We start from the raw sequence: 15,458 nt of genomic DNA on the forward strand, positions 1-15,458 counted from the left end.
ATGCTGAGACTGTCTCGCACGTCCAAGATCGTGCTGGGCGCGATCGTCGCCGTCATCCTCGCCTTCATGTACGTGCCGCTCATGCTGGTCGTGCTGAACTCGTTCAACGCCGCGCGGATCGCCAGCTGGCCCGTGCCCGGCTTCTCGCTGGAGTGGTGGGGCAAGGCGTTCGCCAGCGTGCCCGTCCGCCAGGCGCTGCTCAACTCGGTCCTGGTCGCCGCCGGCGCCACCGTCATCGCGGTCATCCTCGGAACGCTGGTCGCGTTCGCACTGCAGCGGTACCGCTTCTTCGGTCAGCGGGCCGTGAACCTGCTCGTGGTGCTGCCGATCGCGCTGCCGGGCATCGTCACCGGTGTCGCGCTCAACAATACGTACAACCAGTTGTTGGAGCCGATCGGCATCCAGGTCGGGTTCTACGGGATGATCATCGCGCACGGCACCTTCTGCATCGTGATGGTGTTCAACAACGTGCTCGCGCGGCTGCGCCGCCTCAACCCGAGCATCGAAGAGGCGTCCAAGGACCTCGGCGCCACCCCGTGGCAGACGTTCCGGCTGGTGACCTTTCCGCAGTTCCGCAGTGCACTGGTGGCAGGGGCGATCCTGGCATTCGCGCTCAGCTTCGACGAGGTGTACGTGACGATCTTCACGGCTCCGCCGGGCGTCGACACGCTGCCGCTGTGGATCATGAACCAGATGGCCAGACCCAACGAGGCGAACGTCGTCAATGTGGTGGCGACCGTCGTGATCCTGTCGTCGTTCATCCCGGTCTGGGTGTCGCAGCGGCTCGGCCGCGACATCACCGAGCGGGACTGAAACCAGGGCGAACGCGGTCGGGCCGAGGGCCGGAGGAGGGTGCACCGCGTTCGCCCTCAGCGCAGGCCTCGCGTTGACCGATGCGCGAGGCCTCGGGTTGTATGGAGGCATGACTGATCGCACAAAGCCCGAGTTCGACGCGCCGACCGGCCCCGCCCCCGCGGAGCTCGTCATCCGCGACATCATCGAGGGAGACGGTGCCGAGGCCAAGCCCGGTGACACGGTCACCGTCCACTACGCAGGCGTCGAGTACGACTCCGGCGAGGAGTTCGACTCCTCCTGGGGCCGCGGCGAGACCATCCAGTTCCCGCTGCGCGGCCTGATCCAGGGGTGGCAGGAGGGCATCCCCGGCATGAAGGTCGGCGGACGTCGCGAGCTGGTCATCCCGCCGCACCTCGCCTACGGACCGGCCGGAGCCGGTCACTTCCTGTCCGGCAAAACCCTGATCTTCATCATCGACCTGGTCGCCGTCGGCTGACCTCGCCCGTCTTCGAGAGCCTCCGTCCGGTCCGTCGGCGGAGGCTCTCGCATGTGCGGGAATAGATGTATGCGCATGCATGTTCCTCTCGGATGAGCCGCGAACAGCGGCGGCCCCGAACTGAGGAGAAGCATCGATGTCCATCCAGATCCCCGGCTACCGCCCTGGCACCTGGGTCCTCGACCCCGCGCACAGCGAGGTCACCTTCAGCGTCCGCCACATGATGATCTCGAAGGTGCGCGGCAGCTTCGGCATCAAGAACGCCACGCTGATCGCCCCGGAGAACCCGCTCGAGGCCAAGGTCGAGGCGAACGTCGACGTCACGTCGCTCGACACCGGCGACGAGGGACGCGACGCGCACCTGCGCTCGGCCGACTTCTTCGACGCCGAGAACCACCCGGTGATGGAGTTCGTGTCGCGCAGCGCACGCGTGGAGGACGGCGACTTCTTCGTGGACGGCGACCTGACCATCCGCGGCGTCACCAAGCCGGTCAGCTTCGCGTTCGACTTCGGCGGTTTCGGCCAGGACCCGTGGGGCAACTACAAGGCCGGCTCGTCGGCGACCACGGTGATCAACCGCGAGGACTTCGGCCTCACCTGGAACGCGGCGCTGGAGACCGGCGGCGTGCTGGTGGGCAAGGACGTCACGATTAGCCTGGACCTGCAGGGCGCCCTGCAGCAGGACTGACGGTCGTCGCTGCCGCGCTGCCGGGCCCCCCGGACCCGCCCATGGCGGGTTCGGGGCCTTGTGCGTCGTCGGCGGCGTGCCGCTATCCGATCGGCTGCTTGAGACCGAAGACCACTCCGGCCGGATCCGTCACGTAGCACACCAGACCCTCGCCCGGGATCTCGTTGATCTCGCCACGCCGTGCGCCGCCGGCGGCTTCCACGTCGGCGACGACGGCGCGAAGATCGTCGACCTCCAGCCAGACGATCACCGGCTGAGCGCTGTGCTCACGGCTCATGACGGCGCCGTCGATCCCTGTCCCGGCCCCGGTATCGAGGAGCCGGTAACCCGGGAGATGAGGGGAGCTTCGGCTCCTCCATCCGAACGCCTCGGCGTAGAACTGTGCAGTCGTGTCGACCGATTCCGACGTGGTCTCGAAGTAGATGATGCGTCCCATGCCCCAACGGTAGAGACGGCGAGCGCGATGGGCTTGAACGAATCATTCACTCTCAGAGGGCCCGAACATCAGCAGGGCGATTCCGTCGAGCCGATCGCGGAACTCGGTCGGCGAGACGCCGGTGTGACGTCGGAACTCGCGAGCGGCATGCGACTCGTCGGCGTAGCCCCTGGCCGCTGCCAGCATCGCCTGCGTGTCGCCTCCGACGCGGTGGAGCAGGCCCGACGTGAATGCGAAGAAGCGTCGTATCGAGGCGTACGCCTTCGGGCTCACTCCGACCCACCGCACGAACGCCCGATACAGCGTTGCGGGGGACACGCCCAGGGCGCTCGCCAGCTCGCTCACCGATACCGCGGGCGGGTCGGCGTCGATCATCGCGGCCGCCGATGCCGCGAGCGCCCTGCCCTGCCGCTCAGACCGCCCCGAACGGGCGCGCCGCGACTCGCTGCGGAGCCATTCATCGAGAGCAACCTTCGGATCGGACGCCAGCGATTGCTTCGTCGGCTCGGTTCGGGCGACGCTCCGGACCAGTTCGGGCACTGCCGGCGCCTGCAGCCACAGCGCCCGGGCTCCCGTGGGCGTGAACTGCACCCCGACATAGTGAGAGGCGCCGCGCTGGGTGATGACGTACGGCTTCTCCGTGGCAGGCAGGAAGACATCGGCGTTGATCTCGGCGCGCGACGCGCCGGCGGCGCAGCGGTACCCGGCAGTTGCCAGACAGAACTGGACCGTACTGCGGCCGTTCGGAATCAGCACGGCTCGCACCTCACCCGGCGGATCCGGGGCGACGGCGACCCAGTAGTGCTCGACGACGTCGGCGAGATCGGGGGAGGGGGTGAGCCGGGCGTACTCCACCGCCTCAACTTACAAAACGAACGAATTCTCCGCCGCATGTCGAGAATCAGCGCACGCAGATCGTCATAGTTGTAGAGGTCGGCATCCGATCGACCCTCGATGAGGAGAACCGCTCATGACCAAGTACATGATGTTGATCTACGCGCCCACCGATCCGGCCCAGGCGGATGCCGCCGGCACCGACATCGAGCGCTGGATCGCCTACGACGCGATGCTGAAGGCGGCCGGCGTGCACGTCTCCGACCATCGGCTGCACGGACCGGAGACGTCCACGACCGTACGCGTGCGCGGGGGAGACACCGTGATCTCCGACGGTCCGTTCGCCGATACGAAGGAGTACCTGGCGGGGTACTACGTCATCGATGCGGGTGATCTGGATGCCGCGATCGCCCTCGCCGCACAGGTTCCTCTGAGCCACTACGGCTCGGTGGAGCTGCGCCCGATCATCCCGACCACCGGGGTCCCGGAGGAGTGACATGACCGGCTTCGACGGCGGTTCAGCACGGGGTGGCGCCCCCGCCGTCGAAGCCGCCTTCCGGGCCCATCATCGCCGGATCGTCGACGGGCTCGCCGGCCATTTCCGAGATCGGCAGCTCGCCGAGGACGTCGTGCAGGACGCGTTCGAGGCTGCGGCTCGAAGCTGGATCATCGACGGTGTGCCGGATCGCCCGGACGCGTGGCTCGTCGTCACCGCGCGCCGGAAGGCGCTCGATCGATTGCGGCGACGGGCTCTGGAGGGCGACCGATTCCGGATGCTGGCGGAGGCCGCCCGCGATGTCGAGTCGGCGTGGGGCCAGAGCGGCGGGTCGCCGATCGCGGACGTCCACCTCCGGCTCATCTTCACGTGCTGTCATCCGGCGCTGTCCGTGGAGAGCCGTGTGGCGCTGACACTGCGCATCGTGTGCGGAATGTCGACAGCCGAGGTGGCGTCAGCGCTGCTCAGCAGCGAGGCGACCATGGCGCAGCGGCTCGCTCGTGCGAAGCGCAAGATCCGTGACGCCAACATCCCGTACCGAGCACCGAACGATACCGAGATCGCGTCGCGTCTTCCCAGCGTGCTCGCGACGATCTATCTCATCTTCACGAGCGGGTATGGGCGTCGGAACGAGGGTCTCTGTGCCGAGGCGATCCAGCTGGGTCGCCTGCTCGCGGCACTCGTGCCAGGGGAGGCCGAGGCGCACGCGCTCCTCGCGTTGATGTGCTTCCATGCTGCACGCCTCGACGCGCGGGAGGCGGACGGGTGCCTGGTGCCGCCGGACCGGCAGGATCGCTCGAGATGGGACGGCGACCTGATGAACGCCGGTTGGGCGGCGCTGCGCCGGATGCGCCCCGGCGCCACTCCGGGCGCCTATCAGCTGCAAGCCCTCATCGCCGCGGCGCACGCAGACGTCACCGGCCGCGGGGACACCGATTGGCCGGTCATCGCCGCGCTGTACGAGAAGCTCTACCGCGTGCACCCTTCTCCGGTCGTCCAGCTGAACCGGGCCGTGGCGGTAGGGATGGCGGGACGCGTCCAGGAGGCGCTGCATCTCATCACACCGCTGCTCGACGATCCCCGGCTCGTGCAGTATCAGCCACTGCACGCCGCTCATGCGGAGCTGCTCCGACGCGTCGGAAGAGGGGAAGCGACGGCCGCGTATCAGGCGGCCCTGTGCCTGACCACCGATGAACTCGAGCGGGCTGAACTCACCCGGCGCATGCTCGACCGGCCGCCGCAGCTCTGACGGGCCGTGCGATGCATCGGCGGGCTGCTGGTAGACTCTTTCAGTTGCCGTTCGATCGGCCGCGGATAAAGAGAGCCCACGCATCAGGCGTCGGGCGCCGCGCAATGAGGGAAAGGGGATCGAATCTATGGCACTGGAAGCAGACGTCAAGAAGGCGATCATCGAAGAGTACGCGACGCACCCCGGTGACACCGGATCCCCCGAGGTGCAGGTCGCAATGCTGACGCAGCGCATCAAGGACCTCACCGAGCACCTCAAGGAGCACAAGCACGACCACCACTCGCGTCGTGGTCTGTTCCTGCTCGTCGGTCAGCGCCGTCGTCTGCTCGGCTACCTCCAGGACATCGACATCGAGCGCTACCGTTCGCTCATCGAGCGTCTCGGACTGCGTCGATAAGACCGATAGGACAGCAGAGCGACCAGCGTTCAATCGCGCAAAACGTTCTTGAGAAGGCCGCCCACCGGTGTGGGCGGCCTTCGTCATTCCCGGGCGGAGGCCGAGCGCGTGCCCACCGGTGACAGCAGGTCCACCGCCGGCCGGCGGATCACCAGGGCGACGACCACGCTGAGGGCCGCAGCGACCCCGATCATCAGCACCAGGCCCGCCGTCCAGCCGCCGGTGACGTCGTGCAGTACGCCGACGAGCAGGCTGCCCGCCCCGGCGAACGCGTAGCCGACACCCTGCGCGAAGGCGGACAGGATGCCGGCCGACGCCTCGTTCGCCGCCTGCCGCACGATCATGGCGAGCGACAGGCCGAACGCGGCGCTCTGCACCACGCCCAGCACGGTGGTGATGGCGAAGTACGACCCGTCGCCCGACGCGAGCCAGGCGAAGGCGATCACCATCACGGCTCCGAGTCCGGGGCCGAACCAGGCCAGGATCCGAGGGCGCTGGGCGAGGATGGGCGCCAGCAGGGTGGGGATGAGTCCGACGATGCTGAACCAGGCCAGCAGCCACCCCGCGGTGACCGGATCCACCCCCCGATCGCCGAGGATCTGCGGCAGCCAGGCGGTGACGGCGAAGAACACCATCGCCTGCAAGCCGAACACCGCCGTGGTCAGCGCCACGGTCGGCAGCGCGTCGCGGGTCACCCGCATGCGCCGGTCGCCGCCAGGGCGCGGTCCCGGATGCCGGGCGATCGCGAACACAGCGAGCAGGGCGATCACAGCGGGCACTGCCCACATTCCCAGGGCGAGCGGCGGGTTGACGGCATCCGACACCGGCACGGTCAGCCCCGCGCCAAGCGCAGCTCCGGCGCTGAACGACATGCTGCTCAGCCCGATCCACAGGCCGCCGGCCGACAGCGACTTCAGGTACTGGGGGAGGAGCGTCCCCGCCGCCATGATGGCCGCGCCGACCAGGAAGGTGCCGATCAGCATCCCGCCCGGCGCCAGCACGCGCATCACCAGCGCCGCCGCCAGAGCGACCATCGTCCAGGCCAGCGTGCGGGTGACACCGAGCCTGCGGGCCACCAGCGGCGGGACGGGCGCGGTCAGACCGAACGCGATCACCGGCAGCGTCGGGAGCAGGCTCGCCTCGACGGCGGTGAGGTCGAACCACGCGGCGGCCTGGTCGAGCAGCGCGGCGGCGGACGTGATCGCCGGCCGAAGGTTCAATCCGATGAGCAGAGCGGTGCCGAGTCCGATCGCCCGGCGGGAAGCCTGGACGCGCCGTGGCTCAGACGCCGACGACACGGAGGCCATCTGCGACGACTCGTCCGTCGTGGATGACGGTGCGATCGGATCCACGGTCCATCACTGCGCTCGTGGGGGTCTCGCCGTCCACGAGCAGCAGATCGGCGCGGTCCCCGACCGAGACGCCGGGATGATCGCCGAGCCCGGCAGGGCGGGCGACGTCGTGCGACATGATGCTCGCACCGCCCATGGTCGCCACCGCCAGCGCCAGCTCGATGTGGTCGTCGCGGCGGAATCCGTTCGTGAACGACAGCTGCCAGGTGCGGTCGAGCATGTCGCAGTTGCCGTAGGGGCTCCAGTAGTCGCGCTGCCCGTCCTCACCGAGCCCCACCCGCACACCGGCCTCCAGCAGCTGCACGAGCGACAGCTGGTGCGGTGCCGGTGGCGCGACGGTCGCCATGGCGATGTCGAGCTCGGCGAACTCCTCGATCAGTCGACGGCTGGTCGCCTCGTTCACAGCGCCGAGGTCGTACGCGTGCGACATCGTGACCTTGCCCTGCATCCCCAGTGCCCTGGTGCGCTCGATGACGAGCTCGGTGGAGAACACGCCGAGCGCACCCGGCTCGTGCAGATGGATGTCGATCTCGACCTGGTACTTCTCGGCGAGCCCGAACACGATGTCGAGATGGCGAGCGGGGTCGCGGTCGAGCTGTGACGGGTCGATGCCGCCCATCACGTCGGCACCCTGCTTGAGCGACTCCTCGAGCCACTCGACCGTGCCCTCCTCGCGCAGGATGCCGGCCTGCGGGAAGGTCATCACCTGCACGTCGGCGTGACCGGCGAACTTCTCCTTCGCGGCCATCACCGCGTCGAACTTCTCCAGCTTGCAGTCCACGTCGACCTGCGCGTAGGAGCGCACCCGCGTGGTGCCGTTCGCGATCATGCGCTCGAGGGTGCCGGCCACGCGGGTCGGCAGATCGATCTCGGCGTCGCGCCAGTTCCGGCGGTCGTTCATCATCATCGCCCACACTCCCGGCGCCCCCGTGTGGGGCCGGAACGGCAGACCGATCCGCGTCGAGTCGAGGTGCACGTGCACATCGCTGAACGAGGGGAGCAGCAGACGCCCGCGGCCGTCGACGTCGTCCGCGCCGGCGGCGGCGGATGCGTCGTGCGGACGGACCTCGGCGATGCGGCCGTCCTCGACGACGACATCGGACGCACCGGCACCCCAGGGACGGACGTTACGAATCAGCATGGATCTTCCTCTCGGTGGCGGTGGCGGTGGCGGTGGCGGCGGTGGCGATCGCGGGGGCGCTGCCTGCGGTCGCGGGGACGGCTGCGGTCGGGGCGGCACGGCCCGCCGCGAACGCGGCCGCCTCGGGGAGATGATGGCACGCCGCGTCGCCGCGCGGGATCTCTTCGATGCACCGGGTCTTCTTCTCGTCGTCCAGCAGCGCGAACACGGGGCAGCGGGTCCGGAACACGCAGCCGCTGGGCGGGTTGGACGGGTGGGGCAGGTCGCCGCTCAGTCGGATGCGACGGCTGCGGTCGGCCGTGGGGTCCGGTGCGGGCACCGAGGACAGCAGCGACTGGGTGTACGGATGCCGGGGTTCGCCGAACACGTCCGAGCTCGGTCCGTGCTCCATGATGCGCCCCAGGTACATCACGGCGACGTCGTGGGCGAAGTGCTTCACGACGGACAGGTCGTGGGCGATGAACACGTACGAGATGCCGGTGTCGGCCTGGATGTCCTGCAGCAGGTTGATGACCTGCGCTTGCACCGAGACGTCCAGCGCCGAGACCGGCTCGTCGCAGATCACGATGTCCGGTTCCAGCGCCAGCGCACGGGCGATGCCGACGCGCTGCTTCTGCCCGCCGGAGAACTCGTGCGGGAACCGGTTGTAGTGCTCCGGCCGCAGCCCGACCCGGTCCATCAGAGACTGGACCCGGTGCTTCATGCCCTCCTTCGGGGAGATCCCCTGGGCGCGCAGCGGAGCGGCGATGGCCGCCCCCACTGTCTGGCGCGGATTCAGCGACGAGGCCGGGTTCTGGAACACCATCTGCACGCGTCGACGGAATTCCTGCAGTTCCCGGTTGCGCAGCCCCGCGACATCCCTGCCGTCGAGCAGGATGCGTCCGGAGGTGGGGGTGAGCAGCCGCATCAGCAGCCGGCCGGTGGTGGACTTCCCGCAGCCGGACTCGCCGACGAGACCGAGCGTCCGGCCGCGCTCGAGGGTGAACGAGACGCCGTCGACCGCCTTCACGTGCGACGTGCCGCGCAGGAAGCCCTTGCTGACGGCGAAGTGCTTGGCCAGGTCTTCGACCTGCAGCAGCGGAGTGCTCATGACACGACCTCCAGGGAAGCGGCGGCCACGGTCTGCGGTGACAGATGGCACCGTGAGCGGTGCGTGCCCGCACCGGTGAGTTCGGGGCGCTCCGTGAAGCAGCGGTCGTCCGGCACCAGGTGCCGCACAGGACAGCGGTCGGCGAACAGGCATCCGGTCGGCAGGTTCAGCAGAGACGGCGGGAAGCCGGGGATCGGGGTCAACCGTCCGCTCTCGTCCGCCATCGACGGCATCGACGCGAGCAGTCCCTTGGTGTACGGATGCGCGGTGTCGAAGAAGGCGTCGTGCACGGCGGCCTCCTCGACGCACTGGCCGCCGTACATCACCACGACGCGCTGGCACACCTCGGCGACCACGCCCAGATCGTGCGTGACGAACACCACGGCGGAGCCGGTCTCGGCCTGCAACGACGCGATGAGATCCAGGATCTGCGCCTGCACCGTCACGTCCAGCGCCGTGGTCGGCTCGTCGGCGATGAGCAGCTCCGGCTCGCAGATCAGCGCCATCGCGATCATCGCGCGCTGGCGCATGCCGCCGGAGAACTCGTGCGGGTAGGCGTCGTAGCGCGACACGGGGTCGGGGATGCCGACGCGCTGCAGCATGTCGATCGCCTGCGCCTTCGCCGCCTTGGCGCTGACGGCGTTGTGCACGCGGTACGCCTCGGCGATCTGGCGTCCCACCGTGTAGAACGGGTGCATGGCCGAGAGCGGGTCCTGGAAGATCATTCCGATCCGCTTCCCCCGGTACGGGCGCATCTGGTTCTCGCTGAGCGGCACCAGGTCGACGCCGTCGAAGAGGATCTGGCCCGAGACCCGAGCGCTGGTTCCCTTGAGCAGGCCCATCAGCGTCTGGCTGGTGACGGTCTTGCCGGAGCCGGACTCGCCGACGATGCCGACGGTCTCGCCGCGCTGCAGCGTCAGATCCATGCCGTTGACGGCGTGGACCAGGCCGTCGTCAGTGGGGAAGGCGACCCGCAGGTCGCGGATGTCGAGGAACGGGGTGCCCATCAGCGGACCCTCACTCTCGGATCGATGCTTGCGTACACGACGTCGACGATGACGTTCGCGGTGATGATGAAGAAGGCGGCCAGCATCGTGATCGCCATGGTGACCGGCAGGTCCCCCGAAGTCGCCGCGCGCACGGCGGTGAAGCCCAGGCCCGGGACCGAGAAGATCTGCTCGGTGAGCACCGCGCCGCCGAGGAGCGCGCCGATGTCGAGGCCGAGCATCGTGATGATCGGGGTGATCCCGGCGCGCACGCCATGCCGGAAGGTGATCTCGCGTCGACCGAGCCCCTTCGCGCGCGCCGTGCGCATGAAGTCCTCTCCGAACGTCTCGATCATGTTGTTGCGGGTGATGCGGATGTACTGCGCGCTGAACAGGATCGCCAGCGCGATCCACGGCAGCAAGTAGTTCATCGTCCAGGCGCCTGGTCCGGCGGGACCGAACGGGGTGGCGATCTGGTTGCTTGTGAACGGCAGCCAGTGCAGTGTGCTGACGAAGACGAGCAGCAGGATGAGGCCGGTGACCGGCACCGGGAGGGAGACGCCGACGGAGGCGGCACCGACGATCAGCTTGTCGGTCGTGCGGCCCTTGCGCAGCGCGGCGAGCAGGCCCAGCCCGACTCCGGCGACCGTCCACAGCACCACGGCGCCGACGGAGATGGAGATCGTGTAGGGGAGTGCGCGAGCGATCACGTCGGCGACGTTCTCGTTGGTCTGGAAGGACTTGCCCAGGCACGGCCAGGAGCACAGCTGCTCCGAGCCGGGGGCGCCGATCATGCGGTCGGCGAAGAACCCGGACAGGTACGCGATGTACTGCTCGAAGAACGGCTTGTCCATGCCGAGCGCGACGCGCGCCTCGGCGATGCGCTCCGGGGTGCATTCCTGACCGCACGCCGCGGCGGCGGGGTCTGCGGGGCCGACCTGGAAGAGCGCGAACGTGACGAAGCTCACGACCAGGAGCAGGACGATCAGCGCGACCGCCCGTCGTACGAGGAATCTGAACATTGCTGTCCCGTGCGGGGGCCGGCCGGTCGGCCGGCCCCCGCCCTTTCAGATGCTGGCTCGGGTCGTCACTTCGCGACGCCGATGATGGACAGATCGATGCTTCCGAAGAAGTAGCCCACTTGGGCGTTGCGGATCTTCGATCCGACGACGCTGTTGGTGAACGTGCGGATCAGCGGCACGATCGGGTACTGCTCGGTGGCCTTGTTGTACAGCTCGGTCCACTTGGTGTTGAGCTCCTCCGAGGTGCCGTTGGTGTCGCGCAGCTGGTACATCGCCGCGGAGATCTCCTCGTCGTGGAACCGCGGGATGTTGCTGAAGCCGTACGTGGTGCCGTCCAGGCTCGGGCCGAGGTTCGGGTCCACCGTGGTGCGGGTGGATCCGGACGCGGCGCCACCGCACCAGCCGGAGCGGGCGATGTCCGGCATCTGGTCGCCGGCGAGGGTCGTGTAGTAGTTCGGCGCCGGGATGGCGACCATCTGCAGATCGATGCCGAGCTCCTTGAAGTTTTGCTGCAGCACCGTGCCGAGGTTCTTGTAGCGCTCGGCGGAGTTGGCGTAGCCGTAGGTGAGGGTCGCGGGGACCTCCTTGCCCTCGAGCAGCTTCTTCGCCTCCTCGAGCTTCGGCTTGCCCTTCGGATCCAGGTCGATCGTCGGCTCGATCCAGCCGACCTGCTGGTCGTTCAGGTACGAGTTGGTCAGCTTGCCGAACCGCTGGCCGCCGTACTGCACCTGGATGGAGGAGCGGTCGATGGCCAGGGCAAGGGCGTGACGGACGTCGGGGTCGGTGATGGTCTCGGTGTTGAAGTTCAGCACGTCGGTGCAGCCCAGCAGGCCCGAAGCCGTGCGCGAGGCGATCGCCGCGTCGGCGAGCCGTGACGCGTCGGACGCCTGCAGGGCGCCGTTGGCGTCGAGCGTGATCGCGGTCGGGTCGGCGTCCGACAGCAGCTGCTGGCTGATGGTCGCCTGCGCGGTCGACAGCGAGAACGTGAACGTGTCGGGCAACGCGGTGCGGTTCTCGTCAGTGGCCGGGTCCCAGTGCGGGTTGCGGACGAGCTTGAGCTCGCGGCCGCGCTCGTACGACTCGATCATGTACGGGCCGGACGAGATCGGGTGGTTCGTGTAGTCCAGCTTGGTGTCCTTCGCCCGCGGGACCGGGGCGCTGTTGGACCGCGATGCGAGGGCGGGGAAGTCCGGGTACGGCTGCTTGAGGTGGAAGACGATCGTCTTCTCGTCCGGTGCCTCCACGGCGGCGAGGTCGCCGTCGGTGTACGGGCCCTTGTAGGTGTCGGCGTCCAGGACCGCGTTCAGCTCCTGCGGGGCCTGGGTGTATACATCGCGGGCGAAGGTGCGCTCGATGCCGTACTTGATGTCAGCCGCGACGATGGGCGTGCCGTCCTCGTACTTGAGTCCGTCCTTCAGCGTGTACGTCCAGGTCAGGCCGTCCTCGGACACCTTGCCGGTGTCGGTGGCCAGGTCAGGGACGATCTCGGGCGGCTGACCGGCGGTCTCCTTCGCCATCGTCAGGGTGCGGTAGTACAGCTGGCCGACGTTGGCGGTCTGCACGTAGTTGCTGTTGCCGGGGTCGAGCGTCTGGAAGTCGCTCGACATGAGCACGTTGACGTTCCCGCCCTTCTCGGTGAATCCGGGCTGGACCACCTTCGCGGCGTACGGGTCGTTCTGACCGCCCTGGCCGGTGCCGGGCGGGTTCTGCGCGCCGGTGCTGCACCCGGTGACGACCAGGACGCACGCCAGTGCGGCGGCGGCGAGCAGATGACTGCGGTGTCTCATGACTCGGTTTCTCTTTCGGTGAGGGATGGGGGATGGGAGGAAGGGTCAGTGCCGGGAGGCCTTCGGGTCGAGCGCGTCCCGGACGGCGTCGCCGAGCAGGTTGAAGGCGAGCACCGTGACGATGAGGGCGACACCCGGCACCATGAGGAACCAGGGATCGCTGAGGTACCAGTTGCCGGCCTGCGCGGCGTTCAGCATCTGCCCCCAGGAGGGGGTCGGGTCCTTGACGCCGACGCCCAGGAACGACAGCGCCGCCTCGGCCGAGATGTTGGCGGGGATCAGCATGGTGCCGTACACGAGGACGACGCCGAGCACGTTCGGGATCACCTGCGTGAAGATGATCGTGCGGTGCGACGCGCCGTAGCTGCGGGCCGCCTCGATGTACTCCTGCTCGCGGATGCTGAGCACCTGCCCGCGGACGACGCGGGCGAGGTAGGCCCAGCCGAAGAATCCGAGGATCAGCACCAGAGACGCGATCGGCACGAAGCTGCCCTGCCCGAACGGGGTGTCCCGGAGCCGCGACTGCAGGATCGGCGTCAGCGACAGCACGAGAAGCAGGTGCGGGAAGGCGAGGAAGAGATCAATGAGCCGGCTGATCACCATGTCGACCTTGCCGCCGAAGTAGCCGGCGGCGGCACCGAGCACGGTGCCCAGCACGACGGAGACCAGTGTGGACAGCAGGGCGATCAGCAGGGACACCTGCGCGCCGTAGGCGAGCCGGGCGAACAGATCGCGTCCCAGACCGGGCTCGACGCCCAGCCAATGCTCCGCGGACGGATACATGTACTCCGGCAGCGGCAGCCCCGGGGTCATGAAGTTGTCCAGCACCTCGGGACCGGTGCGGGTGGTGTAGGGGTCCTGTCCCTCGATCGCCACCAGCACAGGGGCGAGCAGCGCGAACAGCACGATGGCCACCACCACGCCGAACGAGACGAGCGCAACAGGGCTCCTGCGGATGCGCAGCCAGGCGGTTCCGAGCAGCGAGCGGCCCGTCGCGATGCGCGGGGAGGCGGTGAGCACCTCGGTCTTGGGTGCCTGCACAGGTGTAGCCGTCACGATCTTCCTCGATTGTTCCGGGTCAGGGATTCCAGAATTGTATACCAGCACAGCATGAGCACAAGTGCGGAATGAGAGTTTTCGCGCAATCGCTTGCCCGATGGTGAGGCGATGGATAAGTTTTGGATACCAAACAGCAGAAAGGGCCGCCGTGCGCACTCTCATCACCGCCGACCACGTCCTCGCCTTCGACGGCGTGTCGCACACCGAGCTGCGCGACGGCGCGGTGGTCGTGGAGGACGAGCGGATCGCGTTCGTGGGCAGCAGGGCGGCATGCCCGCGTGACGTCGACGACCGGATCGACCTCGGCGAGAGCCTGCTCATGCCGGGCCTGATCGATCTGGATGCGCTCACCGACATCGACCACCTGATCCTGGACTCGTGGGGCGACGTCCCACACGGCAGGCGGCTGCAGTGGTCCAGCGACTGGTTCGACCGGCGCCGCCACGTGTTCACCGCGGAGGAGCGCCGCCGCATCCGCGAGATCGCCCTGGTGCAGCTGGCGTTGCACGGCATCACCAGCTACATGCCGATCGCCTCGGAAGTGCACTCGGCGTGGGCGGAGGAGGCCGACGACTTCTTCGCCATGGCGGAGTACTCACGAGGACTGGGGCTGCGAGGTTTCCTCGGGCCGTCCTACCGCTCCGGGGTGAACGTCGTGACGACGGAGGGCCAGCGCACGGTCCGCTTCGACGAACCCGAGGGTGAGGCGGGGCTGGCCGACGCGCTGCGCTTCTTCGACGAGGTGCTCTCCTGGGCGGATCCGCTGCTGACGCCGGTACTGCTGCCGTGCCGCATCGAGACGCTCACGCCGGAGCTGCTCGCCGCGACCGCGGCCGCGGCCGCCGAGCGGGGTGCGCTCGTGCGGCTGCACGCGCTGCAGTCCGCGTTCGAGCGCGACTGGATCGTCCGTGCGCACGGACGCACACCGCTGGAGCTCATCGAGGCGCAGGGCCTGCTGAACGACCGGCTGATCATCCCGCACGGGGTCTTCCTCGACGTGAACCCGCAGGTGCACGGCGAGGACCGGGGCGACCTGGATCGGCTGGTCTCGGCCGGGGTGTCGATCGTGCATTGCCCGCTCACCAACGCCCGTTACGGCTCGGAACTGGAGACGTTCGCGCGGTACCGCGACGCTGGTCTGACCATCGCGCTGGGAACCGACTCGTTCCCGCCAGACCTGATCCGCGGCATCGACACCGGTGTGTCGGTCGCGAAGGTGCAGAACCGGGACCTCTCGAAGGGCGATCTCGCCCGGTACGTCGAGGCTGCCACCCTGGGCGGGGCCGCGGCGCTGCACCGCCCGGATCTCGGCCGCATCGCCGTCGGGGCTGCGGGCGACCTGACGGCCTTCCGCCTCGACGACGTGCGGCTGGGACCGATCGAGGACCCGCTGCGGAACCTCGTCCTGGCCGGCTCCGCGCGCGACGTGCGGATGACGATGGTCGCCGGCCGCGTCGTCGTGCGCGACGGCATCCTCCCCGGTGTGGACCTCGAGGAGGTGCGACGGGACTCGCAGCGGCTGTTCGCGAAGATGCGCGCGGCGTACGCGGAGCGCGACCATCGCGCCGGGGAGGGCGGTGAGCTGTTCCCGCCGGTGTTCCCGCTATCCTCGTCCGAAGCGGAGTGAGGG

16 protein-coding genes are annotated in these 15,458 nt (G+C 68.7%); 7 read left to right on the forward strand and 9 right to left on the reverse strand.

All coding sequences use genetic code 11. From position 1 onward, the window contains the following. The 3 genes from RIF65_RS09230 to RIF65_RS09240 all read left to right on the forward strand — a co-directional run bounded on the left by RIF65_RS09230 (nucleotide 1) and on the right by RIF65_RS09240 (nucleotide 1,979). Nucleotides 1–813 (forward strand): ABC transporter permease, encoded by an 813-nt coding sequence (locus tag RIF65_RS09230; RefSeq protein ID WP_309065233.1) that lies wholly within the window; start codon nucleotides 1–3, stop codon nucleotides 811–813. A gap of 109 nt (nucleotides 814–922) precedes the next feature. Further along, complete coding sequence (locus tag RIF65_RS09235; RefSeq protein ID WP_309065234.1) at nucleotides 923–1,291, forward strand: FKBP-type peptidyl-prolyl cis-trans isomerase; 369 nt, start codon at nucleotides 923–925, stop codon at nucleotides 1,289–1,291. Nucleotides 1,292–1,427: 136 nt separating this feature from the next. Further along, nucleotides 1,428–1,979 carry a YceI family protein gene (locus RIF65_RS09240; RefSeq protein ID WP_309065235.1) on the forward strand — a complete coding sequence of 184 codons (552 nt, stop codon included), beginning with the start codon at nucleotides 1,428–1,430 and terminating at the stop codon, nucleotides 1,977–1,979. Nucleotides 1,980–2,061: 82 nt separating this feature from the next. Here RIF65_RS09240 and RIF65_RS09245 read toward each other — a convergent pair whose 3' ends face one another. Beyond that, nucleotides 2,062–2,415: a VOC family protein gene (locus tag RIF65_RS09245; protein WP_309065236.1), complete on the reverse strand. Its 354-nt coding sequence runs from the start codon at nucleotides 2,413–2,415 to the stop codon at nucleotides 2,062–2,064. A gap of 42 nt (nucleotides 2,416–2,457) precedes the next feature. After that, nucleotides 2,458–3,270 (reverse strand): helix-turn-helix domain-containing protein, encoded by an 813-nt coding sequence (locus tag RIF65_RS09250; RefSeq protein WP_309065237.1) that lies wholly within the window; start codon nucleotides 3,268–3,270, stop codon nucleotides 2,458–2,460. A 115-nt stretch (nucleotides 3,271–3,385) separates the two neighbouring features. Between RIF65_RS09250 and RIF65_RS09255 the strand changes: the two genes are divergently transcribed. From RIF65_RS09255 to rpsO, 3 genes are all read left to right on the forward strand, one after another. After that, the gene (locus RIF65_RS09255; protein ID WP_309065238.1) at nucleotides 3,386–3,745 is read left to right on the forward strand and encodes a YciI family protein; all 360 of its coding nucleotides are present in this window, start codon (nucleotides 3,386–3,388) and stop codon (nucleotides 3,743–3,745) included. 1 nt (nucleotide 3,746) lies between these two features. Continuing rightward, nucleotides 3,747–4,994, forward strand: a complete 1,248-nt coding sequence (locus RIF65_RS09260; protein WP_309065239.1) for an RNA polymerase sigma factor — start codon at nucleotides 3,747–3,749, stop codon at nucleotides 4,992–4,994. A gap of 127 nt (nucleotides 4,995–5,121) precedes the next feature. After that, the gene (gene rpsO, locus RIF65_RS09265) at nucleotides 5,122–5,391 is read left to right on the forward strand and encodes a 30S ribosomal protein S15 (RefSeq protein WP_055993247.1); all 270 of its coding nucleotides are present in this window, start codon (nucleotides 5,122–5,124) and stop codon (nucleotides 5,389–5,391) included. Between the two features lie 83 nt (nucleotides 5,392–5,474). Here rpsO and RIF65_RS09270 read toward each other — a convergent pair whose 3' ends face one another. The 7 genes from RIF65_RS09270 to RIF65_RS09300 all read right to left on the reverse strand — a co-directional run bounded on the left by RIF65_RS09270 (nucleotide 5,475) and on the right by RIF65_RS09300 (nucleotide 13,825). Further along, nucleotides 5,475–6,698, reverse strand: a complete 1,224-nt coding sequence (locus RIF65_RS09270; RefSeq protein ID WP_309065240.1) for an MFS transporter — start codon at nucleotides 6,696–6,698, stop codon at nucleotides 5,475–5,477. Then, entirely contained in the window at nucleotides 6,673–7,884 is a 1,212-nt protein-coding gene (locus RIF65_RS09275; RefSeq protein ID WP_309065241.1) for an amidohydrolase family protein, read from the reverse strand. Before RIF65_RS09275 ends, RIF65_RS09270 begins: the two co-directional genes overlap by 26 nt. Continuing rightward, complete coding sequence (locus RIF65_RS09280) at nucleotides 7,871–8,974, reverse strand: ABC transporter ATP-binding protein (protein ID WP_309065242.1); 1,104 nt, start codon at nucleotides 8,972–8,974, stop codon at nucleotides 7,871–7,873. The genes RIF65_RS09275 and RIF65_RS09280 overlap by 14 nt, the downstream gene beginning before the upstream one ends. Then, nucleotides 8,971–9,981, reverse strand: a complete 1,011-nt coding sequence (locus RIF65_RS09285) for an ABC transporter ATP-binding protein (protein WP_309065243.1) — start codon at nucleotides 9,979–9,981, stop codon at nucleotides 8,971–8,973. Before RIF65_RS09285 ends, RIF65_RS09280 begins: the two co-directional genes overlap by 4 nt. Then, nucleotides 9,981–10,982: an ABC transporter permease gene (locus tag RIF65_RS09290; protein ID WP_309065244.1), complete on the reverse strand. Its 1,002-nt coding sequence runs from the start codon at nucleotides 10,980–10,982 to the stop codon at nucleotides 9,981–9,983. The genes RIF65_RS09285 and RIF65_RS09290 overlap by 1 nt, the downstream gene beginning before the upstream one ends. A 65-nt stretch (nucleotides 10,983–11,047) precedes the next feature. Further along, nucleotides 11,048–12,769, reverse strand: a complete 1,722-nt coding sequence (locus tag RIF65_RS09295) for an ABC transporter substrate-binding protein (RefSeq protein WP_309065245.1) — start codon at nucleotides 12,767–12,769, stop codon at nucleotides 11,048–11,050. Between the two features lie 45 nt (nucleotides 12,770–12,814). Then, on the reverse strand, nucleotides 12,815–13,825 hold the full coding sequence (locus RIF65_RS09300) for an ABC transporter permease (protein WP_309065246.1): 1,011 nt from the start codon (nucleotides 13,823–13,825) through the stop codon (nucleotides 12,815–12,817). A gap of 151 nt (nucleotides 13,826–13,976) precedes the next feature. Here RIF65_RS09300 and RIF65_RS09305 point away from each other — a divergent pair, with 151 nt between their 5' ends. Next, nucleotides 13,977–15,455, forward strand: coding sequence for a chlorohydrolase family protein (locus RIF65_RS09305; RefSeq protein WP_309065247.1), 1,479 nt, complete (start codon nucleotides 13,977–13,979; stop codon nucleotides 15,453–15,455). Nucleotides 15,456–15,458: the final 3 nt, after the last annotated feature.

Origin of the sequence: Microbacterium sp. (assembly GCF_031180975.1) — a bacterium.
Lineage (GTDB): Bacteria > Actinomycetota > Actinomycetes > Actinomycetales > Microbacteriaceae > Microbacterium.